Source organism: Pseudooceanicola sp. NS-SX9, assembly GCF_057380705.1.
Map to the genome: position 1 here is coordinate 2,790,118 of NZ_CM170818.1, position 19,502 is coordinate 2,809,619.

Consider the following 19,502-nt stretch of genomic DNA (forward strand, 5'->3'; position numbering starts at 1 on the left):
TGTCCTTCCGTGGTCAGGGGTGCACCTTCGACCATAAACCGCTCTGAAAACAAGGGGGGCCCTACCGGCCCCGATGCTGCCATGACCGATCCCGAAACCCACCGCCGCGTCCTGCGCCTGACCGGCGCCGATACCCGCCATTTCCTGCAGAACCTGGTGACGAACAATGTCGAGCGTCTGGACGACGGCCCCGTCTATGCCGCGCTGCTGACGCCGCAGGGCAAGTACCTGGCCGATTTCATCCTGGTGGCCCAGGGCGACGCCGTGCTGCTGGACTGTGCGGAACCGCTGGCCGCGCCGCTGGTGCAGCGCCTGTCGATGTACCGCCTGCGCGCCGACGTGAAGATCGAGGAGACCGCCCTGCAGGTCCGCCGCGGCACCGGCCCCGCCCCCGAGGGCGCCATCACCGATCCGCGCGATCCGGCGATGGGCTGGCGCCTTTACGGCAGCGAAGGCGGCGATGACGGCACCGATTGGGCGGCGCTGCGGGTGGCCCATGCCATCCCCGCCTCGGGGATCGAGCTGACGCCCGACACCTATATCCTTGAGGCCGGGTTCGAGCGCCTGCACGGCGTCGACTTCCGCAAGGGCTGCTATGTCGGCCAGGAGGTCACCGCCCGGATGAAGCACAAGACCGAGCTGAAGAAGGGTCTGGTGCGGCTGACGGTCGAGGGCAGCACCGCCCCCGGCACCGCCATCCTGGCCGGAGACCGCCCGGCCGGGCAGATCTTTACCCAGGCGAACGGCCTGGCGCTGGCGCAGATGCGCTTTGACCGGCTGGACGAGGCGCTGACCGCCGGCGAGGCCCGGCTGAGCCGCCCCGCCGACTGAGCCCACCCGGGGCAGGCCCGGACCTGTCCCGCGCCGGAGGGTTCCGGCGTCCGATGCAGAGAAATGCCCATCTGATAATCGAAAGATGAAACCTTGGGCATTTCCGTCCGGTCACCCTGGGATACACCCCCGGAGGCACCCTGGATTCGGGAAAATATCCAACACGGACAACTTTGACGGGATTTTCGCCCTGCAAAGGGCTGGCGCGCGACGACCGGCCCGGGGCAGGCTACAGTGCCAAAGCCATGCAGTCAGATCATTGGTAATCGACCCATCCGCCCCGCGACACACCGTCCCAGCCAAAAGGGCGCCCCCGCCCAGCCAAAAGGGCGACCCCGCCCAGCCAAAAGGGCGCCCCCGCCCAGCCGAAATGGCGCCCCCGCCCAGCCAAAGGGGCGACCCCGCCCAGCCAAAAGGGCCGCCCCGCCACCGGCGGAACGGCCCCTGATGCGGTCCGGCGGCGCTCAGGCGCGTTCGGAATATTCCATGGTCTCGGTGTGGACGACGATGTTCTCGTCCTGGCCGACGAAGGGCGGCACCATGACTTTCAGACCGTTATCCAGCAGCGCCGGCTTGAAGCTGTTGGCAGCGGTCTGGCCTTTCACGACGGGCTCGGTCTCGACGATCTTGCAGATGACCTTGGCAGGCAGCGTCGCGTTCAGCGCCTCTTCCTCGTAGAATTCCACCGCGATGGTCATGCCATCCTGCAGGAAGGGGCGACGCTCGCCCAGCAGGTCGGCGGGCAGCTCGACCTGCTCGAAGGTCTCGACATCCATGAAGGTCAACATGCCGTCGGTTTCGTAGAGGAACTGCATGTCCTTGATTTCAAGGGAAACACGCTCGACCTTGTCGACACTGCGGAAGCGTTCGTTCAGCTTCGAGCCATTGCGCAGGTTCTTCATCTCAACCTGGGCGAAGGCGCCGCCCTTGCCGGGCTTGACGTGGTCGACCTTCACGGCAGCCCACAGACCACCGTTGTGTTCCAGCACGAAGCCGGGACGAATCTCGTTACCGTTGATCTTGGGCATGTCAGCCGCCTGCACATGGTTGAACCGTTTCAAAGCCGGGCTATATAGAGCCTCCGGCCGTGAAGCAAGCGACGCGAAGGGGCCGGCGCCACCCCTTGAAGCCATGCGCCGGACGCATGACAGGACTGCGTGATTGCGCTACCCGAATCGCGCCGAAATAGTCATAAGAGGCGGCACGCCCGAAACACAAGAGCAATAAGCAAGGACGGATCATGAAAGACTTCGTTGATGGCACCGCCTTCAATAACGAACAGGGCAACCGCGCCCGCAAACTGTTTGCAGCCGTTGTTCTGGCCGCTCTCGACGACGCAATTGCTGACGACAAGAAATACGGCAACGGCCCGGAACAGATCGCCCGCTGGGCACGCTCGCGCGATGGCCGCGAAGTGCTAAGCTGCGCCGGCATCGACCCGAACGAACGTGTCGTCACCGGCCTGATGGACTTTGTTGCCAAGGGTGTGCGCACCTCGGTCGCGCTGTCCCGCGAAGAAAGCGAACGCCGCCACGCCGCCGAACAGGCCGAAGCCGCGTAACCTCCGACATCTCCCTGTCGATCCTTTGAAAAGCGCGTCCTGCCCAAGGGCGCGTTTTTCATTGCCCGCCCCCCCGGTGCGATGGCAGAACCCCCCGAGACCGGGCAGGAGGCAGCGATGACACGGGCGATCATGGTGCAGGGGACGGGCTCGAACGTGGGCAAGTCGATGCTGGTCGCGGGGCTGGCGCGCGCCTTTGCCAACCGCGGTCTGCGGGTCGCCCCCTTCAAGCCGCAGAACATGTCCAACAATGCCGCCGTCACCCCCGACGGAGGCGAGATCGGCCGCGCCCAGGCGATGCAGGCGCAGGCCTGCCGCATTGCCCCTTCGGTGCATATGAACCCCGTCCTGCTGAAACCCGAAAGCGACACCGGATCGCAGGTCATCGTGCAGGGCCAGCGCTGGACCACGGCGCCGGCAATGCGCTACGGCGCGCTGAAGCCGCAGCTGCTGGAGAAGGTGCTGGAGAGCTTCCGCATCACCTGCGCGGGCGCCGATCTGGTCATCGTCGAGGGCGCCGGCAGCCCGGCCGAGGTCAACCTGCGCGACCGCGACATCGCCAACATGGGCTTTGCCGAGGCGGCGCGCGTGCCGGTGCTGCTGGTGGGCGACATCGACCGCGGCGGCGTCATCGCGCAGATCGTGGGGACGAAGGCGGTGATCTCGGGCAGCGATGCCGGGCTGATCCGCGGCTTTGCCGTCAACAAGTTCCGCGGCGATCCGCGCCTGTTCGAGGCGGGCGTGACGGCGATCCGCGATCACACCGGCTGGCCCTGTCTGGGCGTGCTGCCCTGGTTCCCCGAGGCCTGGCGCCTGCCGGCCGAGGACGTGATGGACCTGGACCGCGCCCCCGCCCATGCCGGCGCGCTGAAGGTCGTGGTGCCGCGGCTGGGGCGGATCGCCAATTTCGACGATCTGGATCCGCTGTCGGCGGAACCGGGGGTGACGTTGCAGATCATCCAGCCCGGCCAGCCGCTGCCGGGCGATGCGGATCTGGTGCTGATTCCGGGGTCGAAATCCACCATCGCCGATCTGCAGGCCTTCCGCGACAGCGGCTGGGACATCGACCTGCTGGCGCATCACCGGCGCGGCGGCCATGTGCTGGGCCTGTGCGGTGGCTACCAGATGCTGGGGCGGACGGTCTCGGACCCCGAGGGGATCGAGGGGCGCCCCGGCACCTACCCGGGCCTTGGCCTGCTGGCGGTCGATACGCTGATGACCCCGGCCAAGCGGCTGGCGCTGAACGCCGCCCGCCATCCCGACAGTGGCGCCACCCTGACCGGCTACGAGATCCACCTGGGCGAAACCACCGGCCCAGACTGCGCCCGTGCCTGGCTGGAGGTCGACGGCCGCCCCGAAGGCGCCGCCAGCGAAGACGGGCGGGTGCGCGGCAGCTACCTGCACGGGCTGCTGGCGGCGGATGGCTTCCGCCGCGCCTATCTGGAAGGGATCGGAGGGACCTCGCAGCCGGGCTATGCGGCGGCGGTGGACCGCACGCTTGACCGGCTGGCGGACCACGTCGCGGCGCATCTAGACCTGGACGCGCTGCTGGCGATGGCCGAACCGGTCTGAGGCCTCAGCCGCCGAAGCGGTCCTGAAGCGCCCGCTGGATCTCGCGCTGGACCAGCGCGCGGATCTCGGCCGCGCCTTCGCCGGACAGCGCCCGGGCGATTTCCTCGCGGACGACTTCGGCCACCAGGCCGCGCAGCGCATCGGCGGCGGGGTCGGGGTCCGGGGCCTCGACCTCGGGTTCAGCTTCGGGTTCAGCTTCGGGCGGGGCGCCGAAGACCTTCACCACCGCCTCTTCCGGCAGATCGCCGTCCAGCGCGATGAAAGGGGCCTCGGGGGTGTCCTCGACCCCCGGCGCGGGATCACGCACCCGCATCCCCGGCACCAGCAGGAAGGGCTGCGCCGCCCGTACCCCCTGCCCGTCCGTCACCAGCTTGCGGATCGAACTCAGCACGTCCTCGATCCCGGTCTGCGGTCCCGTCATGATCCTGCCCCCTACACAACCGACACCGGCGGGCCGCGATCGGGGCCGCGGCCTGCCCTATTGCGCACCGGACCCGGCCCCGCAGGGGCCGGTGCCGTCACTTCTCTCCGATCGCGCGCAGCATCTTGTCGAGCTGCTGCCCCCGGGACGAGATCGACGACGGTGCGTTCTTCACCATGTTATAATAGGCCGCCGGATCATAGATATCGACATCCAGCTTCAGGTTCTTCGCCGTCAGCAGCCCCATCGCCGACAGAAGCGTATAGCGCGCCTCGACCTCGTCGACCTGGGCCGACAGGTAGGTGACGCGGGCATCCAGCAGGTCCTGCTCCTGGGTCAGCACGTCCAGCGTGGTGCGCGAGCCCAGGTTGGCCTCTTCGCGCACACCATCGAAGGCGACCTTGGCGGCACGCACGGCCTCCTTGCCCGACACGGTGGCGGCGCGGGCGATCTGGATGTCGGACCAGGCCGAGGCCGCCGACTGCCGGACATCATCGGTGACGACATGCAGGTTGGCCATGGTGGCCCGCTGGTTCAGCAGCGCCGACCGCTTGGCCGAGGCCAGCGCACCGCCGCTGTAGATCGGCCCCGACAGCGACAGGCCGATGGCACCGGCCAGCTCGTGCGTATTGTCGCTGACATCGTCATCGGAATAGCCGTAAGAGCCCGTCAGATCGAGCGTCGGCTTGGTCGCCGCATCAGCCACCTTGACCTGCAGCTGCGCGACGGTGACCTGACGGCGCGCCACATCCATGCTGGGATGGGTCTTCAGCGCCACGCCCACCGCATCATCCGAGGTCGCAGGCACCGTGCCCATGCGATCTGCGGGCGCCAGCTTGCCCGGCGGATGGCCGACGGCGGCGGTATATTCCAGCTTGGCCTGCGCCAGCGTCCCCTGCGCCGAGGTCAGCGAACTGCGCGCCGAGGCCAGCGCGGCTTCGGCCTGGGCCACGTCGGTGCGGGTCACTTCGCCCACGTCGAACTTGTCCTGGGCCGCCTTCAGTTCCTGCTCCAGCAGGGTGACGTTGGCCTGGCTCAGGTCCAGTGTGTCGGCGGCGCGGCGGACCTCCATATAGGCGGTGGCGGCGCGCAGCAGCACGGTCTGTTCGACCTGCAGCAGCTGCTGACGTGTCAACAGCACGGTTTCCTTGGCGATTTCGACGCTGGTCCGGCTGGAGCCCGCATCCCACAGCAGCAGCGACATGGTCAGCCCCGCCGAGGCGCTGCTGGCCGCGCTGGAGGTTTTCACATGCCCCACATAGGCCGTGCCCACCGTCCGCTCGGTCGAGACCGACCAGCTGAGGACCGGCCGCAGCGCCGCAAGCGACTGCGCGGCGTCTTCGTCGGCGGCTTCCAGCACCGCGCGGTTCTGCTCCAGAAGGCCCGAATTGCGGTAGGCGTCGGCCAGCGCCTGACCCATGGTCTCGGCCCCGGCCAAACCGGGGACCAGCGCCAGAACCGTGCCCAGGGCAGCCCCGCGCAGCGCGCGCGCGACCCGACCCCGTTGTCCGCGCGACCCTTGCCGCGCGGGCTCTGCTGCCTGTTTCAGCATCATCCCATCCCTCGTTCGACCGGTGCCCCGGCCCGTCAAATTGGCGCCCGGCACACCGATCCCCGAAGGATCAGAGCGTGAAGGCCGCGTGTCGTTCGAAGCCCGGCAGAACCGGGGCCCCCGCGTTGAAGGAGAAGCGCCAGCTCAGGTGGCCATCGATCTTGTAGCCGATGCGCACCACGCCCAGGTGGCCTTCGGCGAACAGCACCGCGATGCGGCCGCCTTCCTTCAGCTGGTCGGTGATGGCGGCCGGCAGATGTTCCACCGCGCCCTCGACCAGGATCACGTCATAGGGGCCGTGCTCGGGGGCGCCCTCGGTCAGGGCGGCCTCGTGCAGGATCACGTTGTCGGCGCCCAGGTCGCTGATGATCTGCTGGCTGTCGCCGGACATCTCGCGGTCTTCCTCGACGGCGATGACGGCCTCGGCCAGGCGCGACATGACGGTGGCGGCATAGCCCTGCCCCGCGCCCAGATCCAGCACCAGCTCGTCTTTCTGGATGTCCAGCGCGTCCAGCATCTTGGCCAGGGTGCGCGGCTCCAGCAGGACGCGGCTGCCGCCGAGGCTGATGTTCTCGCCCAGGTAAGCGGCCTCCTTGCGGTCCTGCGGCACGAAAAGCTCGCGCGGGACGTTCAGCATTGCCTCGATGATGTTGTATTTGGTGACATCGGAGGGGCGGACCTGCGCATCGACCATCATCGTGCGGCGGGCAGTATAATCGGTCATGCTATACTCACGCGTTCGGAATCTTCTCCCTGTTCTGCCACATAGATGCGCCAGCGGCAACGACGGGTTGGTGCCCCGGACCCGATGGCACGCCCGCCCCTGCCTGCCGCCGCGTCTTCTCAAAGCATTAACCAAGTTGGCCTAGCCTGACGGATGAGGCAGCTGACGGAGAGCAGAATGCGAGAGATCGAGGGAACCGAGGCCTTTTCAGGGGCGCTGCGCAACCGCCAGCGCCGTTTTCCGGACCGCGACGATGGCCGCAGCCTGGGCCACATGTTGTGCCCCGAGGGCACGCCCGGCTTTACCCTGGCGCCCGGCGACGGCGTCTTCACCATCGGGTCGTGCTTTGCCCGCAACGTCGAGCGCGCGCTGATCGCCGAGGGGCTGCGGGTGCCGACCGCCGCCTTCGCCGCCCCCCCGGAAGAGGCGCCGGGCCAGCCGAACCGGCTGCTGAACCAGTACAACCCCGGCACCATGCTGCAATGCCTGCGCGACGTGGACACGCCCCTGGGCAGCCGGGCGCTTTATCCGGTCAGCGAGGACAAGGTGCTGGACGCGCTTCTGGCCACCGGATCGCGGCCCGTGACGCCCGGCCGCGCGCTGGCGCGTCGGTCCGAGATTCGCCGCCTTTATGCCGAGGGCCTGGCGACATGCAGCCACGTCGTGGTGACGCTGGGCCTGGTCGAGGCCTGGTATGACCGCGCCGAGGACCTCTACCTGAACGAGGCCCCGACCCGGCCGCTGCTGAATGCGCATCCCGGCCGGTTCACCTTCCGCCAGCTTGGGGTCGAGGACTGCCGCCCCCTGCTGTGGGAGCTTCTGGACCGGTTGCTGCAGGGCGGGCGCCACGTGCTGCTGACGGTCTCGCCGGTGCCGCTGCAGGTGACCTTCGCGGGCGGCGACGCGATCTGCCGCAATGCCTATTCCAAGTCCGTGCTGCGCGTGGTGGCCGAGCTTGCCGCCCAGGCCTTTGACCGGGTAGATTATTTCCCCAGCTACGAGATGGTCACCAGCGCCGGCCTGCAGGCCTATGGCGAGGACCAGGTGCATGTGCGCCCGGCGATCGTCGATCAGGTCATCGGCACGATGGCGCGCCGATACGCCCCCCGTCCGCAGGCAGCGGCCAGCTGACGGTACGTCGCCCGCCCCCGGTGCGAAAGAGGCACGTTTCGGCGCGAAGATCCCCTTGCGCCGGGCTGCCGCTTCGTCTAAACGCCTCAACACACCTCCGGCGGCGAGTTGGCGGAGAGGTTACGCAGCGGATTGCAAATCCGTGTAGACCGGTTCGATTCCGGTACTCGCCTCCAATATTTTCAATGACATATCTGGTTCCTCTTCTTAGGGGTATCACCCTGGGTATCAGGTTCTTTGCCTGATCCCTGTTCGTTCCCCGTGTCATTCCGCTTCTCTGCCGCCTGCCGCGCCCGCATGATCTGGCGCGCTTCACCGGCATATTTCCGGACCATCGCGTCGGTCGCGTGGCCGCTGAAAGATTTGATCTCGTCGTCAGAGCAGCCCGCCCAGGCCAACTCCTTGATTCCACGATAGCGCAGGGCATGAAGATCGAACTGCTCCAGCTGCATGCGTCGCCACGCCTTGAGCATGATCTGCGCCATATAGCGGTAGCTCATCTTGCCGCCGGTCTGCGTGCGCAGGATCGGGCCGTCGGCATTACCTTCAAGCCGCGACTGAGCATCGAGCAGCGCGGCCTTCAGTTCCGCTGTGCAGGGCAATTGAAGCGCGTAGCCGGTCTTGCTCTGCTGAACCGCCAGCGTTTCGCCATCAAAGTCCGACCAGATGAAATCCACCCAGTCCCCGGGCCGCTGTACTGTGCCGACGCCAATTTCGAAAATAAGCCGCTCGATGCTCGTCGCCTGCTCTCGAAAGGTCGCCACGGCCTGATCGGTCCACGGCAAGTGGGCCTGCTTCTTGTCGTCGGGCGTCGGCAAATGGCGGACACCCTTCGCCGGGTTCTGCGACAGCCAACCAAGGTCGATCGCGTGCTCGCACAGGATGACCAGCATCTGCGGGATGTAATTGGCAAGACGGACACGGCGCGCGTTGGCCCGTTGCGCTTTGATGACATCCTGCCGCGACAACAGCTTCACGTCGCGCTCGCCGATCTTCTCTTCGAGGTAGGTCAGGACCTTTTCGTAATCTTGACGGGTACGTGGCTTCAGCGATGTCCAGCGATCCGAGACCCGATAGTCCTTCATCAAGGCAGACCAGCTGGTCTTGGCCTGCATCCTCTTGCCGGTCAGAATCTCCCAGTATTCGAGATCGAACTCGGGGGTCCCCTCCTGCGCCGAAATTCGTTGATACCGGCCCTGGACACGAACATACCAACATCCGCTGGGGTGCCGCCAAGGAGCTTCTTCTTCACCAATCGACGTCCTCCAGCCCTTGCACGGCCTTGCCCGAGACAAAGGCCGAAAGCTCCTCGACGCTCCAGCGTGTCAGGCCCGGCGCCAGCTCTCGCCCACGCGGGACGCTGCCATGGGCGACAAGGCTGCGGAATTCGTCGATCCGGACGCTCAGTAGATGTGCTGCGCCTCTCTCAGAGACGACCAATGGGCGAAGGTTGCTCATCAGAGGCCTCCTCGTCGGTCTGATCGTTGCGAAGGGCCTGGACCGTATGCGCATCCAGAAACTCGTTGAGGGCGCTCTCAGGAACGAGGAAGCGGCGCCCCACGCGGACGTGCCGTAGGCGGCGATCACCAAGCAGGGATCGGACATGCCGCGGGGACAGTGACAGTCGCTCAGCCGGACGACGAACCTCCAGTGACCGCACCCGACGCCAGTCCAGGCCGGCGAACATGACCGACGCCGCATGCCGGGGCGCCAAGCCCGATTGCTCGGGGAAGCCATTCAAGCTGACCGACGGTGGTGGGCTGCACCTCTTCGTGCCGCCCGCGGGCGGCACGTTCTGGCGTCTGCGGTAGCGCTTCGAAGGCCCCGAGAAGCTGCTAAGCTTGCCCGAAGGTCTTTCTGTCCGCCGTGGGTCTCGCAGCAACTGTCTTCTTCTGGCTTTGAGAAGGAACGAGCCAGACCCTAGTAGCCGCGCGCCGCATCGGCCAGCGACGGCACGACGCGCTGCGCCTCGAAATCCTGCAGCAGGCCCGCGACGATACGAGCGCCGGTCTCGACGTCGATGCTGGAGGCGATATGCGGCGTTACCGTGATCTTCGGGTGATCCCAGAACGGGTGATCCCGGGGCAGCGGCTCGACATGGAAGACATCGAGCGTGGCCGCCGCCAGCTGCCCGCTCGCCAGCGCCGCCAGCAGGTCGTCATCGACCATGTGGCCGCCGCGCGCGGCATTGATCACCGAGGCCCCCGGCGCCAGCCGCGCGAAGGTTTCCGCGTTCAGGATGCCGGTGGTCTGCGGTGTCAGCGGCAGCAGGCAGACCAGGATCTCGGTCCCCGTCAGGAAGTCGGTCAGCCCGTCCTCGCCCGCATGACAGGTGACGCCCGGGATCTGGCGCGGGCTGCGCGCCCAGCCATGGGTGTCAAAGCCTATGACCGACAGCAGTTGCGCCACCTCGGCCCCCAGGTTGCCCAGGCCCATCACGCCGACCCGGCGGCGGGTGGCGGGGGGCACGGTGATCTGGTTCCAGCTATGGCTGCGCTGAGAGGCCGCGATGGTCGGCATGTCGCGATGGTGGCGCAGCATGTGCAGCGCCACGTATTCCTTCATCCGCTGGGTCAGGTCCTGGCCCACGCAGCGCAGGATCGGCACATCCTTCGGCAGGTCGGGATCGGCCAGCAGGTGATCGATCCCGGCGGCCAGCGACAGGATCGCCTTCAGCTTCGGGAACCGCGCCAGATCGCCCTTGGGGGGCTGCCAGGCGGCGGCATAGTCGACGGTCGCGGGGTCGGCCTCGTCCCAGGACAGGACCTGGTGTTCGGGCAGCAGGTCCTGCAGCCAGCGCGTCCAGATCTCTCGACTGGCGGGTTTCGGCAGGTAAACGGCCACGGTTGCCATGCGCGCCCCCTCAGACCCGGGCCAGCACGCGTTCCAGCGTGCTCAGCAGCCGGTCCACATGCGAGGCGTTGAAGATCAGCGGCGGCCGGATCTTGAGGATGTTGGCCGCGGGACCGGTGGCCGAGATCAGCACGCGCTCGGCCCGCAGGCCATTGACGCAGCCGCTGGCGGTGGCGGCATCAGGGGTCTTGGCATCGCGGTCGGTGACGAATTCGCAGGCCACGTAAAGGCCCGCGCCGCGGATGTCGCCGATACGCTCGTCCTTCTGCGCCAGCGCCCGCAGGCCCTCGCGGATCGCCTCGCCCATCTTCAGGGCATTGTCCTGCAGATTGTCCTGCCGGATCGTGTCCAGCACCGCCTGGGCTGCCGCAACCGCCACCGTGTTGCCGCCGAAGGTGTTGAAATAGCGGGTGTCTTCGCCAAAGCCCGCGATCACCTCGTGACGGATCGCCATGGCCGCGACCGGGAAGCCGTTGCCCATCGGCTTGCCCATCGTCACGATGTCGGGGTCGATGCCATGTCGCTGGAAGCCCCACATCGCCTCGCCCGAACGGCCAAAGCCCGACTGGACCTCGTCCGCGATGAAGAGGCCGCCATGGGCGCGCACGACCTCGGCCACGGGCGCCAGCAGATCGGTCGGATGCGAATAGATCCCGTCCGAGGAAAACAGGCTGTCGGCGATGAAGCAGGCGATGCCGTCGCCGTGGCGTTCCAGATCCAGGATCTGCGCCTCGACCTCGGCGGCCATCCTGGCGCCCAGCGTGGCCGGGTCCTCGCGGTAGCTGTCGGGGGCGGCGACGCGGCGCACCCAGGTGCCCAGCGGCGATTTCGCCCCGAGCGAGGGCGAATAGCCCGCCGTCAGGTAGGAATTGCCGTGATAGGCCTCGGAGGTGATGATGATGCCGCGCTTGCCGGTCTTGTGCATGGCGATGCGGGTCGCCAGGTCATTCGCCTCGGAGCCGGTGCAGGTGAACATGATGTGCCCATCCTGCGCGATCGTGCCGCCGAAGGTGGGCAGGATGTCCTCGGCCAGCTTCAGGATGCCTTCCTGGACATAGCGGGTGTGGGTACACAGCGTCCCCATCTGCTTCGCCACGGCCTCGACCACGCGGGGATGGGCATGACCCAGCGAGGCCACGTTGTTGTAGGCATCCAGGTAATCGTTGCCCTCGGGGTCGAACAGCAGCGCGCCCTCGCCGCGTTCGACGGTGACGGGTTCCTTGTAGAACAGCCGGTAGGCCGGGCCCAGCAGCCGGTCGCGGCGGCCGATGCGGTCGGCCAGCACCGGGTCCAGCGCGCCAAGGGTCGAGGGGTCGAAACTGTTGACCATCTTGCCGCGAAGATCGGCCGGGTTGGTCTGCGTGGTCATGGGAGGCTCCTTCAGAGGGTCTTGGCACGCAGGAGGTCGTCGACCTGCGTCACGGATCGCGCGAGGAACCAGTCCAGCTGAGCCCAGCTGGGTCCGGCGTTGCGCAGGATGTAGGTGGCGTTTTCCGGCATCAATGCGGCCCGCCACTGGGTCATGACCGCGCGCACCAGCACCCGGGCCATGCAAAGGTGTGGAATCATGGCGATTTCTGCGTCCCCAAGGGGGGCGATGTCCAGATATCCCGCAAGCACGGGGCGCGCCGGGGCAAAAATGTCGTCTGCGGCGGCGAAATCGCGGGCGATCTGGCCGGTGACGGCCGTGGCCACGTCGATGGCGATGGCGGTTTCCACCACATCGCCAAAGTCGATGACGCCGGTGACGAAACCGGGCGCCTGCGGATCCCCCACGATGTTCGAGGAATAGAAATCGTTGTGCAGCACCTGCCGGGGCAGTGCCGCCAGACGTGGCGCCAGATCTGCCAGCCGGTCGAAGGCGCGTTCTGCCAGGTCGCGCTGCGCGGGGGTGATCTGTACCTCGGCCAGCAGCGGCCGCAGGATCAACGCGTGCTGGACATCCCAGATCAGCGCCCGACCCTGCGCGGGGTGGCTGAAATCGGCCAGCGCCAGCCGCAACCGCGCCAGCGCCCGGCCGACCTGCAGGCATTTCGCGTCATCCAGCGCCAGATGATCAAGCGGCGTGCCCTCGACATAGCCCAGCAGCCGCACCATGCGCCCGCTCGCCGGATCACGCACCATCGCCTGCCCGTCGCGCGCCGGCACCACCCGCGGCACCGGCAGATCAAAGCCCTTCGCCTCCAGGTGACGCAGGGCCTGCAACTGCAGGTCCAGCTCGGCCTCGGATTCGTCAGGATTGGCGATCTTCAGGATAAAGCGCCCCTGCGGCGTGGTCAGGCGGAAGGTGTCATCCTTCTCGGTCGCCAGACGCTCCAGCGGGCCGCTCAGGCCGTAAAGGTCCAGGCACAGCGCCGCGGCCTGATCGGCATCGAGCGGCGTGAAGACCGTGGCCAGCCCCCCCTGCCCCGCCAGCGCCAGCGCCCGGTCGAGATCGTTCGTCATGTCGTGCTCACTTCGCTCAGGCGGGGGCCGGGCACAGCCGCCCGCCCCCCTTGGTCGTCTCAATGCCCGGTTCAGCCGCGGGGTGCATCCGGGAAAGGTTCCGGGTGCACGGCCTGATAGGCAGCCGCCAGTGCCAGGACCGTCTCGTCCTCGAACCAGCGGCCGACGAATTGCAGGCCGATCGGCAGGCCGTCGGGATCAAAGCCGCAGTTCACCGAAACGGCGGGCTGTTCGGTCATGTTGAACGGATAGGTGAAGGGCGACCAGTCGGTCCATTCCGTCATCCCCGAGCCCACCGGCCAGTCGACGCCGGCCTCGAAGGCCACCAGCGGCATGGTCGGCAGCATCAGCGCGTCATAGCGTTCGTGGAACTTCGCCATCGTCACCTTCAGCGCCGCGCGCACCTGGTCGGCCGCGATGAAGTCGCGGGCGGTCAGCAGGCGGCCCTGTTCGGTGATCGACAGGAACCCGGGGTCCATCTGCGCGCATTGCTCGGGCGTCGGATCGACCTGTTCCACGGCCCAGGCCTGGGCGGCGTACCACAGATCCAGCAGCGCCTTCTGCGGGCTGGCAAAGCCGGGATCGGCCTCTTCCACGATGGCGCCCATCGCGGCCATGCGGGCGGCGGCACGGTCGATGGCCTCGGCCACGGCCGGGGCGACGGGGTAGCCGTCAAGCGTCTTGGCGTAGCCGATGCGCAGGCCCTTGATGCCCTCGGGGCCCTTGCGGCAGGCGGCGGCAAAGTCGGGCACCTGAGCGGGCGAACGGCCGTAAAGCGCGTTGACCGAAGGCCCTGCCACGGCATTCAAGAACAGGCCCGAATCCTCGACCCGGCGGGTCAGCGGGCCCCGGTGCGCCAGTTCCGCCAGACCCGTCGGCGCGGTCGAGGGGACCCAGCCGAAGGTCGGCTTGATGCCGAAGACGCCGCAGAAGGACGCCGGGATGCGGATCGAACCCGCCCCGTCCGAGCCCTCGTGCAGCACGCCCATGTTCAGCGCCGCAGCCACTGCCGCCCCGCCCGAGGACCCGCCAGAGGCCCGGGTGATGTCCCAGGGGTTGGTGGTGTTGCCGCCGACGGGGCCGTGGGTCAGCCCCTTCCAGCCGAATTCCGGGCTGGCGGTGGTGCCAAGGATCGGGGTGCCGGCCGCGCGCAGCTTGGTGACGATCTCAAGATCCGTGGCCGAGGGTTCGGTTTCCCCAAGGATCGACCCCTTGCGGAACGGGATCCCCTTGACGCGGGTCAGTTCCTTGATCGTCGCGGGCACGCCGTCGATGGGCGACAGCGGCGTGCCAGCCTTCCAGCGCGCCTCCGAGGCGCGGGCCTCGGCCAGGGCCTCGTCGCCGACGACATAGACGAAGGCATTCACCTTGTCGTCGAACCGAGAGATCCGCGCCAGGGCGGCTTCGACCGCCTCGACGGGCGAGGCCGCGCCGCTGGCAAAGGCTGCCGACAGCTCGGTCGCGCTCATCTCGCCAAGGTCGGTCTTGGTCATCGTGTCAACCATGGTCTCAGGCCTCTGCCAGAACGGTTTTCGCAAGGGAATCAAGGGCGCGGGTGATCGCGGCGAACAGGTCTTCGATCTGCTCGGCGGTGATGATCAGCGGCGGGCACAGGCAGATGGCATCGCCGATGGCCCGGCAGATCACGCCCTCTTCCAGCAGCGCGGCCTGCGCCAGCTGGCCGACCTGACCGGCCTTGGCACCGGGCTTCAGCTCCAGCGCGCCGATCAGGCCGACACCGCGGGACCACAGCGCCATCTCGTGGCTTTCCAGCGCCTTCAGACCGGCCAGGAAGGGCGCTTCGAGGCGGGCAGCATTGCCGACCAGATCGCGTTCCTCGATGATCTTCAGGTTCTCAAGGCCGACGGCGGTCGCCACCGGATGCCCCGAGGCCGTGTAGCCATGGCCGAAGATGCCCAGCTTGTGGCTTTCGTCGGCGATGGGCTGGTAGAACTTGTCGCTCATCAGGATGGCGGAGAGCGGCATGTACGAGGACGAGATCTGCTTGGAGGTCACCATCACGTCGGGGGTGATGCCGAAGACCTCGCTGGCGAACATCTTGCCGGTGCGGCCGAAACCGCAGATGACCTCGTCCGCGACCAGCAGGATGTCGTATTTCTTCAGCACGGCCTGGATCGCCGCCCAGTAGCCCTTGGGCGGCACGATGACGCCGCCGGCGCCCATGACGGGTTCACCGAACATCGCGGCGATGGTCTCGGGGCCTTCCTTCAGGATCAGCTCTTCGAGGGCGGCCGCCATGCGGGCCGAGAACGCCTCTTCGGTCTCGCCGTCCAGATGGTCGCGCGGGTAATCGGGGGTCAGGGTGTGGATCATGCGGTCCAGCGGCAGGTCGAAGCTGCCGTGGTTCGCCGGGATCCCGGTGACGGAGCCCGCGGCGATGGTCACGCCGTGATAGCCCTTCACGCGGCCGATGATCTTTTTCTTCTCGGGCAGGCCGAGGGCGTTCGAACGGTACCAGATCATCTTGACGACCAGGTCGTTCGCCTCGGAACCCGAGGAGGTGAAATGCACCTTGGTCAGATGCGCGGGAGAGATCTGCACCAGCTTCTCGGCCAGGTCGACCGAGGGGCCGTGGGCCTTGTAGTTGAAGGTGTGGTAGTAGGGCAGCTTGCGCATCTGCGCATAGGCGACATCGGCCAGGCGCTTTTCGTCAAAGCCGACGGCCACCGACCACAGGCCCGCCAGGCCCTCGATGTAGCGCTTGCCGGCCTGGTCGAAGACATAGATGCCTTCGCCGCGGTCGATGACCAGGCCACCGGTTTCCTCGTATTTGCGCAGATCGCACGAGGGGTGCATGTGATAGGCGATGTCGCGGGCCTCGATCGAGTTCGGCGCGGGTTTCGCAGTCGCGGTCATGATAGGTTCGTCCTTGCTGGGAGGTCGGGGGGCAACGTCCGGGCAGCCCCCCGTTATGGGTGTCAGCCGACCTGAAGGTCCCATTCCTTGCCGGGAATGGCCTCGATCAGAGAGCGGGTATAGGGATGTTTCGGGTTGTCGAAGACCTGCGATCCGGGGCCGATCTCGACGCAGACGCCCTTTTGCATGACCATCACGCGGTCGCAGATCTGGGCGGCGACGCGCAGGTCGTGGGTGATGAAGACCAGGCTCAGGCCCAGTTCGCGCTTCAGCTCTTCCAGAAGCTCCAGCACCTGGGCCTGGATCGACACGTCAAGCGCCGAGACGGCCTCGTCCGCGACGATGACCTCGGGCTTCAGCGCCAGCGCCCGGGCGATGCCGATCCGCTGCCGCTGCCCGCCCGAGAATTCATGCGGGAAGCGGCGTGCCGATCCGGGCAGGCCCACACGTTCCAGAAGCGCCTCGGCCTCGGCCATGGCCTGGGCCACGGGGGTGCCATAGGCGATGGGACCGTCGGCAATGGCGCGCCCCACCCGGATCCGCGGGTTGAGCGAGGCAAAGGGATCCTGAAAGATCATCTGCACGCGGCGGCGCATCTCGCGCAGATCGGCGCCCTTGGCATGGGTCATATCCTTGCCATCCAGCAGGATCCGGCCCGCGTCGACATCCTGCAGCTTGACCAGGCAGCGCCCGAAGGACGACTTGCCCGATCCGCTTTCGCCAACGATGCCAAGGGTTTCCCCCTGCCCGATGGTGATGGTGATATCCTTCACCGCCTCGACCTTGCGGACCGGACGGAACAGACCCCCGCCCATCTTGTAGGTCTTGCAGGCGGCTTCGACCTGCATCAGCGGCGGCCGTTCGGGGGCGGCGGCGCGGCCCGCGCGCAGCTTCGGGATCGCGTCGATCAGACCGATGGTATAGGCGTGCTGCGGATTGGTCAGCACTTCGGATGCGGGGCCTTCCTCGACCACGCGGCCGAACTGCATGACCGCGACATGGTCGGCGATCTCGGCCACGACGCCGAAGTCGTGGGTGATGAACATCACCGCCATGTTGCGTTCGACCTGCAGCTTGCGGATCAGTTCCAGGATCTGCGCCTGGGTCGTCACGTCGAGCGCGGTGGTCGGTTCGTCCGCCACCAGGACCTCGGGTTCCAGGGCCAGCGCCATGGCGATCACCACGCGCTGCCGCTGCCCGCCCGACAGCTGGTGCGGATAGCTGCGCGCGGCGCGTTTGGGATCGGGCAGGCCCACCTCGTCCAGCAGTTCCAGCGCGCGCACGCGCCGTTCCGCGGGACGCAGCATGCCATGGGCCTCGAAGACCTCGGCGATCTGGTCCTCGATCCGCATCAGCGGGTTCAGCGCCGACATCGGTTCCTGGAAGATCATCGCGACACGGCGGCCGCGCAGCGCCAGAAGCTGCGCCTCGGTCAGGCGCGTCAGGTCCTGATCGCCCAGCAGGATGCGGCCCGCATTGACCTTCAGCCCCTCGGGCAGAAGGCCCATCAGGGCATTGGCGGACATCGACTTGCCCGAGCCGCTTTCGCCCACCACGCACAGGATCTTGCCGGGCCACAGGTCGAAGCTGACGCGATCGACGGCATAGGGACGGTCGGCGCCCTCGGGCAGCGCGATGCGCAGGTTCTCGATGCGGACGGCGGGGGCAAGGGAGGGTGCTACGGTCATGGTCACGCGTTCCGCTTCTTGAGACGCGGGTTCAGGGCGTCGTTCAGCCCCTCGCCGATCAGGTTGAAGGCCAGCACGGTCAGCAGGATCGCCAGCCCCGGGAAGAAGCTGATCCACCAGGCCTGGCGCAGCACGGTGCGGCCGGCGCCGATGATGTAGCCCCAGCTCATGACGTTGGGATCACCAAGGCCCATGAAGTCCAGCGCGCTTTCCGTCAGGATCGCCGTCGCCACCATCATCGAGGCCAGCACGATGACCGGAGAGATGGTGTTGGGCAGGATCTGGCGGCGGATGATGGTCAGGCTGCTCTGGCCCGACAGCTCGGCCGCCTCGATGAATTCGCGACGGCGCAGCGACATCACCTCGCCGCGCAGCAGGCGGGCGACGGGCGGCCAGCTGACCAGCGCGATGGCGATGATGATCGAGGTGATCGAGGGCTGGAAGATCGCGACCAGCACGATGGCGAAGGCAAAGCTGGGGATCACCTGGAAGAATTCGGTGATGCGCGACAGGATGTCATCCACCCAGCCGCCGAAATAGCCCGCAGCCGCCCCGATCGGGATGCCGATGGCCAGGCTGACCACGGTCGACACGATCCCCACCAGCAGCGAGACATAGGCGCCATGCGCCAGCCCCGAGGCAATGTCGCGGCCCAGCGTATCGGTGCCCAGCATGACCGTCGGGTCCTGGAAGGGCGCCATGAAGGGCATGTTGACCATGTCCCAGGGGCTTTCGGGGAACAGGAAGGGCGCGACGATCGACAGGACCAGCACGATCCCCAGGATCCACAGGCCGACGACGGCGCCGCGGTTCTGCTTGTAGGCTTTCCAGAAGTCTTTCATGACAGGCGGATCCTCGGGTCGACGACACGGTACAGGATGTCGGTGATCAGGTTGAACAGCAGCACCAGCGCGGCCGACACGGTGAAGACCCCCAGAAGCAGGTTGTAGTCGCGGCTTTGCAGGGCTTCGAACATCAGCCGGCCGATGCCCGGCCAGGCGAAGACGGTTTCGATCAGCACGGCGCCGCCGACCAACTGGCCTGCGTGCAGGCCGGCCAGCGTCACCACCGGCAGGATCGCGTTGCGCAGCACGTGACGGCGCTGGATGACATGCGATTTCAGGCCCTTGGCGCGGGCGGTCTTGACGAAGTCCAGCCGGTTCACCTCCAGCATGGAGGCCCGGGTGATGCGCACATAGGTCGCCATCGAGAACAGCCCCAGCGTCACCGCGGGCAGGATCAGGTGCTTGAGGATATCAAGCATCCTTGCGACACCGGTCAGCGTCGAGGCCGCCTGTTCATAACCGAAGGCCGGCAGCCAGCCCAGCTCGACCGAGAACAGCAGCACCGCCATCAGCGCCATCCAGAACAGCGGCGTAGCGTAGAACAGCAGCGCGATGGTGCTGATGATGCTGTCCGAGGGCTTGCCCTGCCGCGCGGCGGCGATGACGCCCGCAAAGACCCCCAGCACCAGCGAGATCGCGAAAGCCGAGAGCGACAGCAGCAGCGTCGCGGGCAGCCGGTCGAGGATCAGCGACAGAACCGAGGCCTGCTGGCGGTAGGAATAGCCCAGGTCCAGATGCGCCACGTGGCTGATGTAGGTCCACAGCTGGATGTAGAATGGCTGATCCAGACCGAATTGCGCACGCAGCTCCGCGATGAATTTCGGGTCGGCGTCACCCGCCTCGCCCGCCATGACCAGCGCCGGATCGCCCGGGGCCATGTGGATGAGGCAGAAGTTGAGGACGGAGATGGCGAAGAGGATGATGACGATCTTCACCAGCCGCCCGAACAGGAAACGTATCATGAGGGAGGGGCCCGTTCTGTCACGGTAAGAGGGGACCCGG

At 67.2% G+C, this 19,502-nt stretch carries 19 protein-coding genes and 1 tRNA gene; 5 read left to right on the forward strand and 15 right to left on the reverse strand.

The genetic code is table 11. The annotated features are described in order from the left end of the window. Window positions 1–81: 81 nt before the first annotated feature. Window positions 82–831, forward strand: a complete 750-nt coding sequence (gene ygfZ / locus AC2ITM_RS13220; RefSeq protein WP_486467099.1) for a CAF17-like 4Fe-4S cluster assembly/insertion protein YgfZ — start codon at window positions 82–84, stop codon at window positions 829–831. A 464-nt stretch (window positions 832–1,295) separates the two neighbouring features. Here ygfZ and efp read toward each other — a convergent pair whose 3' ends face one another. Further along, the gene (efp, locus tag AC2ITM_RS13225; RefSeq protein WP_486467100.1) at window positions 1,296–1,859 is read right to left on the reverse strand and encodes an elongation factor P; all 564 of its coding nucleotides are present in this window, start codon (window positions 1,857–1,859) and stop codon (window positions 1,296–1,298) included. Between the two features lie 212 nt (window positions 1,860–2,071). Here efp and AC2ITM_RS13230 point away from each other — a divergent pair, with 212 nt between their 5' ends. After that, the gene (locus tag AC2ITM_RS13230; protein WP_486467101.1) at window positions 2,072–2,392 is read left to right on the forward strand and encodes a DUF6280 family protein; all 321 of its coding nucleotides are present in this window, start codon (window positions 2,072–2,074) and stop codon (window positions 2,390–2,392) included. A gap of 117 nt (window positions 2,393–2,509) precedes the next feature. Then, a complete protein-coding gene (locus tag AC2ITM_RS13235; RefSeq protein WP_486467102.1) occupies window positions 2,510–3,964 on the forward strand; it encodes a cobyric acid synthase in 1,455 nt (484 codons plus the stop codon). 4 nt (window positions 3,965–3,968) lie between these two features. On the opposite strand, the gene AC2ITM_RS13240 is transcribed toward AC2ITM_RS13235, so the two are convergent. From AC2ITM_RS13240 to AC2ITM_RS13250, 3 genes are all read right to left on the reverse strand, one after another. After that, on the reverse strand, window positions 3,969–4,385 hold the full coding sequence (locus AC2ITM_RS13240) for a hypothetical protein (protein WP_486467103.1): 417 nt from the start codon (window positions 4,383–4,385) through the stop codon (window positions 3,969–3,971). 97 nt (window positions 4,386–4,482) lie between these two features. After that, window positions 4,483–5,937 carry a TolC family outer membrane protein gene (locus AC2ITM_RS13245; protein WP_486467104.1) on the reverse strand — a complete coding sequence of 485 codons (1,455 nt, stop codon included), beginning with the start codon at window positions 5,935–5,937 and terminating at the stop codon, window positions 4,483–4,485. A 70-nt stretch (window positions 5,938–6,007) separates the two neighbouring features. Further along, window positions 6,008–6,661 carry a protein-L-isoaspartate O-methyltransferase family protein gene (locus tag AC2ITM_RS13250; protein ID WP_486467105.1) on the reverse strand — a complete coding sequence of 218 codons (654 nt, stop codon included), beginning with the start codon at window positions 6,659–6,661 and terminating at the stop codon, window positions 6,008–6,010. Window positions 6,662–6,838: 177 nt separating this feature from the next. Here AC2ITM_RS13250 and AC2ITM_RS13255 point away from each other — a divergent pair, with 177 nt between their 5' ends. Beyond that, a complete protein-coding gene (locus AC2ITM_RS13255) occupies window positions 6,839–7,792 on the forward strand; it encodes a GSCFA domain-containing protein (RefSeq protein ID WP_486467106.1) in 954 nt (317 codons plus the stop codon). Between the two features lie 102 nt (window positions 7,793–7,894). Beyond that, window positions 7,895–7,968: transfer RNA gene (locus AC2ITM_RS13260), tRNA-Cys, on the forward strand. Between the two features lie 6 nt (window positions 7,969–7,974). Here AC2ITM_RS13260 and AC2ITM_RS13265 read toward each other — a convergent pair. The 11 genes from AC2ITM_RS13265 to AC2ITM_RS13315 form a co-directional block, all read right to left on the reverse strand. Continuing rightward, a complete protein-coding gene (locus AC2ITM_RS13265; protein ID WP_486467107.1) occupies window positions 7,975–8,907 on the reverse strand; it encodes a site-specific integrase in 933 nt (310 codons plus the stop codon). A gap of 133 nt (window positions 8,908–9,040) precedes the next feature. Beyond that, window positions 9,041–9,250, reverse strand: coding sequence for a hypothetical protein (locus tag AC2ITM_RS13270; RefSeq protein WP_138469940.1), 210 nt, complete (start codon window positions 9,248–9,250; stop codon window positions 9,041–9,043). Next, window positions 9,219–9,479 carry a helix-turn-helix domain-containing protein gene (locus AC2ITM_RS13275; protein WP_486467108.1) on the reverse strand — a complete coding sequence of 87 codons (261 nt, stop codon included), beginning with the start codon at window positions 9,477–9,479 and terminating at the stop codon, window positions 9,219–9,221. Before AC2ITM_RS13275 ends, AC2ITM_RS13270 begins: the two co-directional genes overlap by 32 nt. A gap of 233 nt (window positions 9,480–9,712) precedes the next feature. Continuing rightward, complete coding sequence (locus AC2ITM_RS13280) at window positions 9,713–10,645, reverse strand: 2-hydroxyacid dehydrogenase (protein ID WP_486467109.1); 933 nt, start codon at window positions 10,643–10,645, stop codon at window positions 9,713–9,715. Between the two features lie 10 nt (window positions 10,646–10,655). After that, window positions 10,656–12,014, reverse strand: coding sequence for an aspartate aminotransferase family protein (locus AC2ITM_RS13285; protein ID WP_486467110.1), 1,359 nt, complete (start codon window positions 12,012–12,014; stop codon window positions 10,656–10,658). An 11-nt stretch (window positions 12,015–12,025) separates the two neighbouring features. Beyond that, window positions 12,026–13,090 (reverse strand): phosphotransferase, encoded by a 1,065-nt coding sequence (locus tag AC2ITM_RS13290; RefSeq protein WP_486467111.1) that lies wholly within the window; start codon window positions 13,088–13,090, stop codon window positions 12,026–12,028. A gap of 71 nt (window positions 13,091–13,161) precedes the next feature. After that, window positions 13,162–14,595 carry an amidase gene (locus AC2ITM_RS13295; protein WP_486467112.1) on the reverse strand — a complete coding sequence of 478 codons (1,434 nt, stop codon included), beginning with the start codon at window positions 14,593–14,595 and terminating at the stop codon, window positions 13,162–13,164. 4 nt (window positions 14,596–14,599) lie between these two features. Beyond that, entirely contained in the window at window positions 14,600–15,967 is a 1,368-nt protein-coding gene (locus AC2ITM_RS13300) for an aspartate aminotransferase family protein (RefSeq protein ID WP_486467113.1), read from the reverse strand. A gap of 62 nt (window positions 15,968–16,029) precedes the next feature. Next, window positions 16,030–17,655, reverse strand: a complete 1,626-nt coding sequence (locus tag AC2ITM_RS13305; RefSeq protein WP_486467114.1) for an ABC transporter ATP-binding protein — start codon at window positions 17,653–17,655, stop codon at window positions 16,030–16,032. A 2-nt stretch (window positions 17,656–17,657) separates the two neighbouring features. Continuing rightward, a complete protein-coding gene (locus tag AC2ITM_RS13310; RefSeq protein WP_486467115.1) occupies window positions 17,658–18,497 on the reverse strand; it encodes an ABC transporter permease in 840 nt (279 codons plus the stop codon). Further along, window positions 18,494–19,462, reverse strand: coding sequence for an ABC transporter permease (locus AC2ITM_RS13315; protein ID WP_486467116.1), 969 nt, complete (start codon window positions 19,460–19,462; stop codon window positions 18,494–18,496). The genes AC2ITM_RS13310 and AC2ITM_RS13315 overlap by 4 nt, the downstream gene beginning before the upstream one ends. Between the last annotated feature and the right edge of the window lie 40 nt (window positions 19,463–19,502).

Coding starts and splice junctions, on each gene's coding strand:
- ygfZ (WP_486467099.1), top strand. CDS start 82: ATGACCGATCCCGAAACCCACCGCCGCGTCCTGCGCCTGACCGGCGCC.
- efp (WP_486467100.1), bottom strand. CDS start 1,859: ATGCCCAAGATCAACGGTAACGAGATTCGTCCCGGCTTCGTGCTGGAA.
- AC2ITM_RS13230 (WP_486467101.1), top strand. CDS start 2,072: ATGAAAGACTTCGTTGATGGCACCGCCTTCAATAACGAACAGGGCAAC.
- AC2ITM_RS13235 (WP_486467102.1), top strand. CDS start 2,510: ATGACACGGGCGATCATGGTGCAGGGGACGGGCTCGAACGTGGGCAAG.
- AC2ITM_RS13240 (WP_486467103.1), bottom strand. CDS start 4,385: ATGACGGGACCGCAGACCGGGATCGAGGACGTGCTGAGTTCGATCCGC.
- AC2ITM_RS13245 (WP_486467104.1), bottom strand. CDS start 5,937: ATGCTGAAACAGGCAGCAGAGCCCGCGCGGCAAGGGTCGCGCGGACAA.
- AC2ITM_RS13250 (WP_486467105.1), bottom strand. CDS start 6,661: ATGACCGATTATACTGCCCGCCGCACGATGATGGTCGATGCGCAGGTC.
- AC2ITM_RS13255 (WP_486467106.1), top strand. CDS start 6,839: ATGCGAGAGATCGAGGGAACCGAGGCCTTTTCAGGGGCGCTGCGCAAC.
- AC2ITM_RS13265 (WP_486467107.1), bottom strand. CDS start 8,907: ATGCAGGCCAAGACCAGCTGGTCTGCCTTGATGAAGGACTATCGGGTC.
- AC2ITM_RS13270 (WP_138469940.1), bottom strand. CDS start 9,250: ATGAGCAACCTTCGCCCATTGGTCGTCTCTGAGAGAGGCGCAGCACAT.
- AC2ITM_RS13275 (WP_486467108.1), bottom strand. CDS start 9,479: ATGTTCGCCGGCCTGGACTGGCGTCGGGTGCGGTCACTGGAGGTTCGT.
- AC2ITM_RS13280 (WP_486467109.1), bottom strand. CDS start 10,645: ATGGCAACCGTGGCCGTTTACCTGCCGAAACCCGCCAGTCGAGAGATC.
- AC2ITM_RS13285 (WP_486467110.1), bottom strand. CDS start 12,014: ATGACCACGCAGACCAACCCGGCCGATCTTCGCGGCAAGATGGTCAAC.
- AC2ITM_RS13290 (WP_486467111.1), bottom strand. CDS start 13,090: ATGACGAACGATCTCGACCGGGCGCTGGCGCTGGCGGGGCAGGGGGGG.
- AC2ITM_RS13295 (WP_486467112.1), bottom strand. CDS start 14,595: ATGGTTGACACGATGACCAAGACCGACCTTGGCGAGATGAGCGCGACC.
- AC2ITM_RS13300 (WP_486467113.1), bottom strand. CDS start 15,967: ATGACCGCGACTGCGAAACCCGCGCCGAACTCGATCGAGGCCCGCGAC.
- AC2ITM_RS13305 (WP_486467114.1), bottom strand. CDS start 17,655: ATGACCGTAGCACCCTCCCTTGCCCCCGCCGTCCGCATCGAGAACCTG.
- AC2ITM_RS13310 (WP_486467115.1), bottom strand. CDS start 18,497: ATGAAAGACTTCTGGAAAGCCTACAAGCAGAACCGCGGCGCCGTCGTC.
- AC2ITM_RS13315 (WP_486467116.1), bottom strand. CDS start 19,462: ATGATACGTTTCCTGTTCGGGCGGCTGGTGAAGATCGTCATCATCCTC.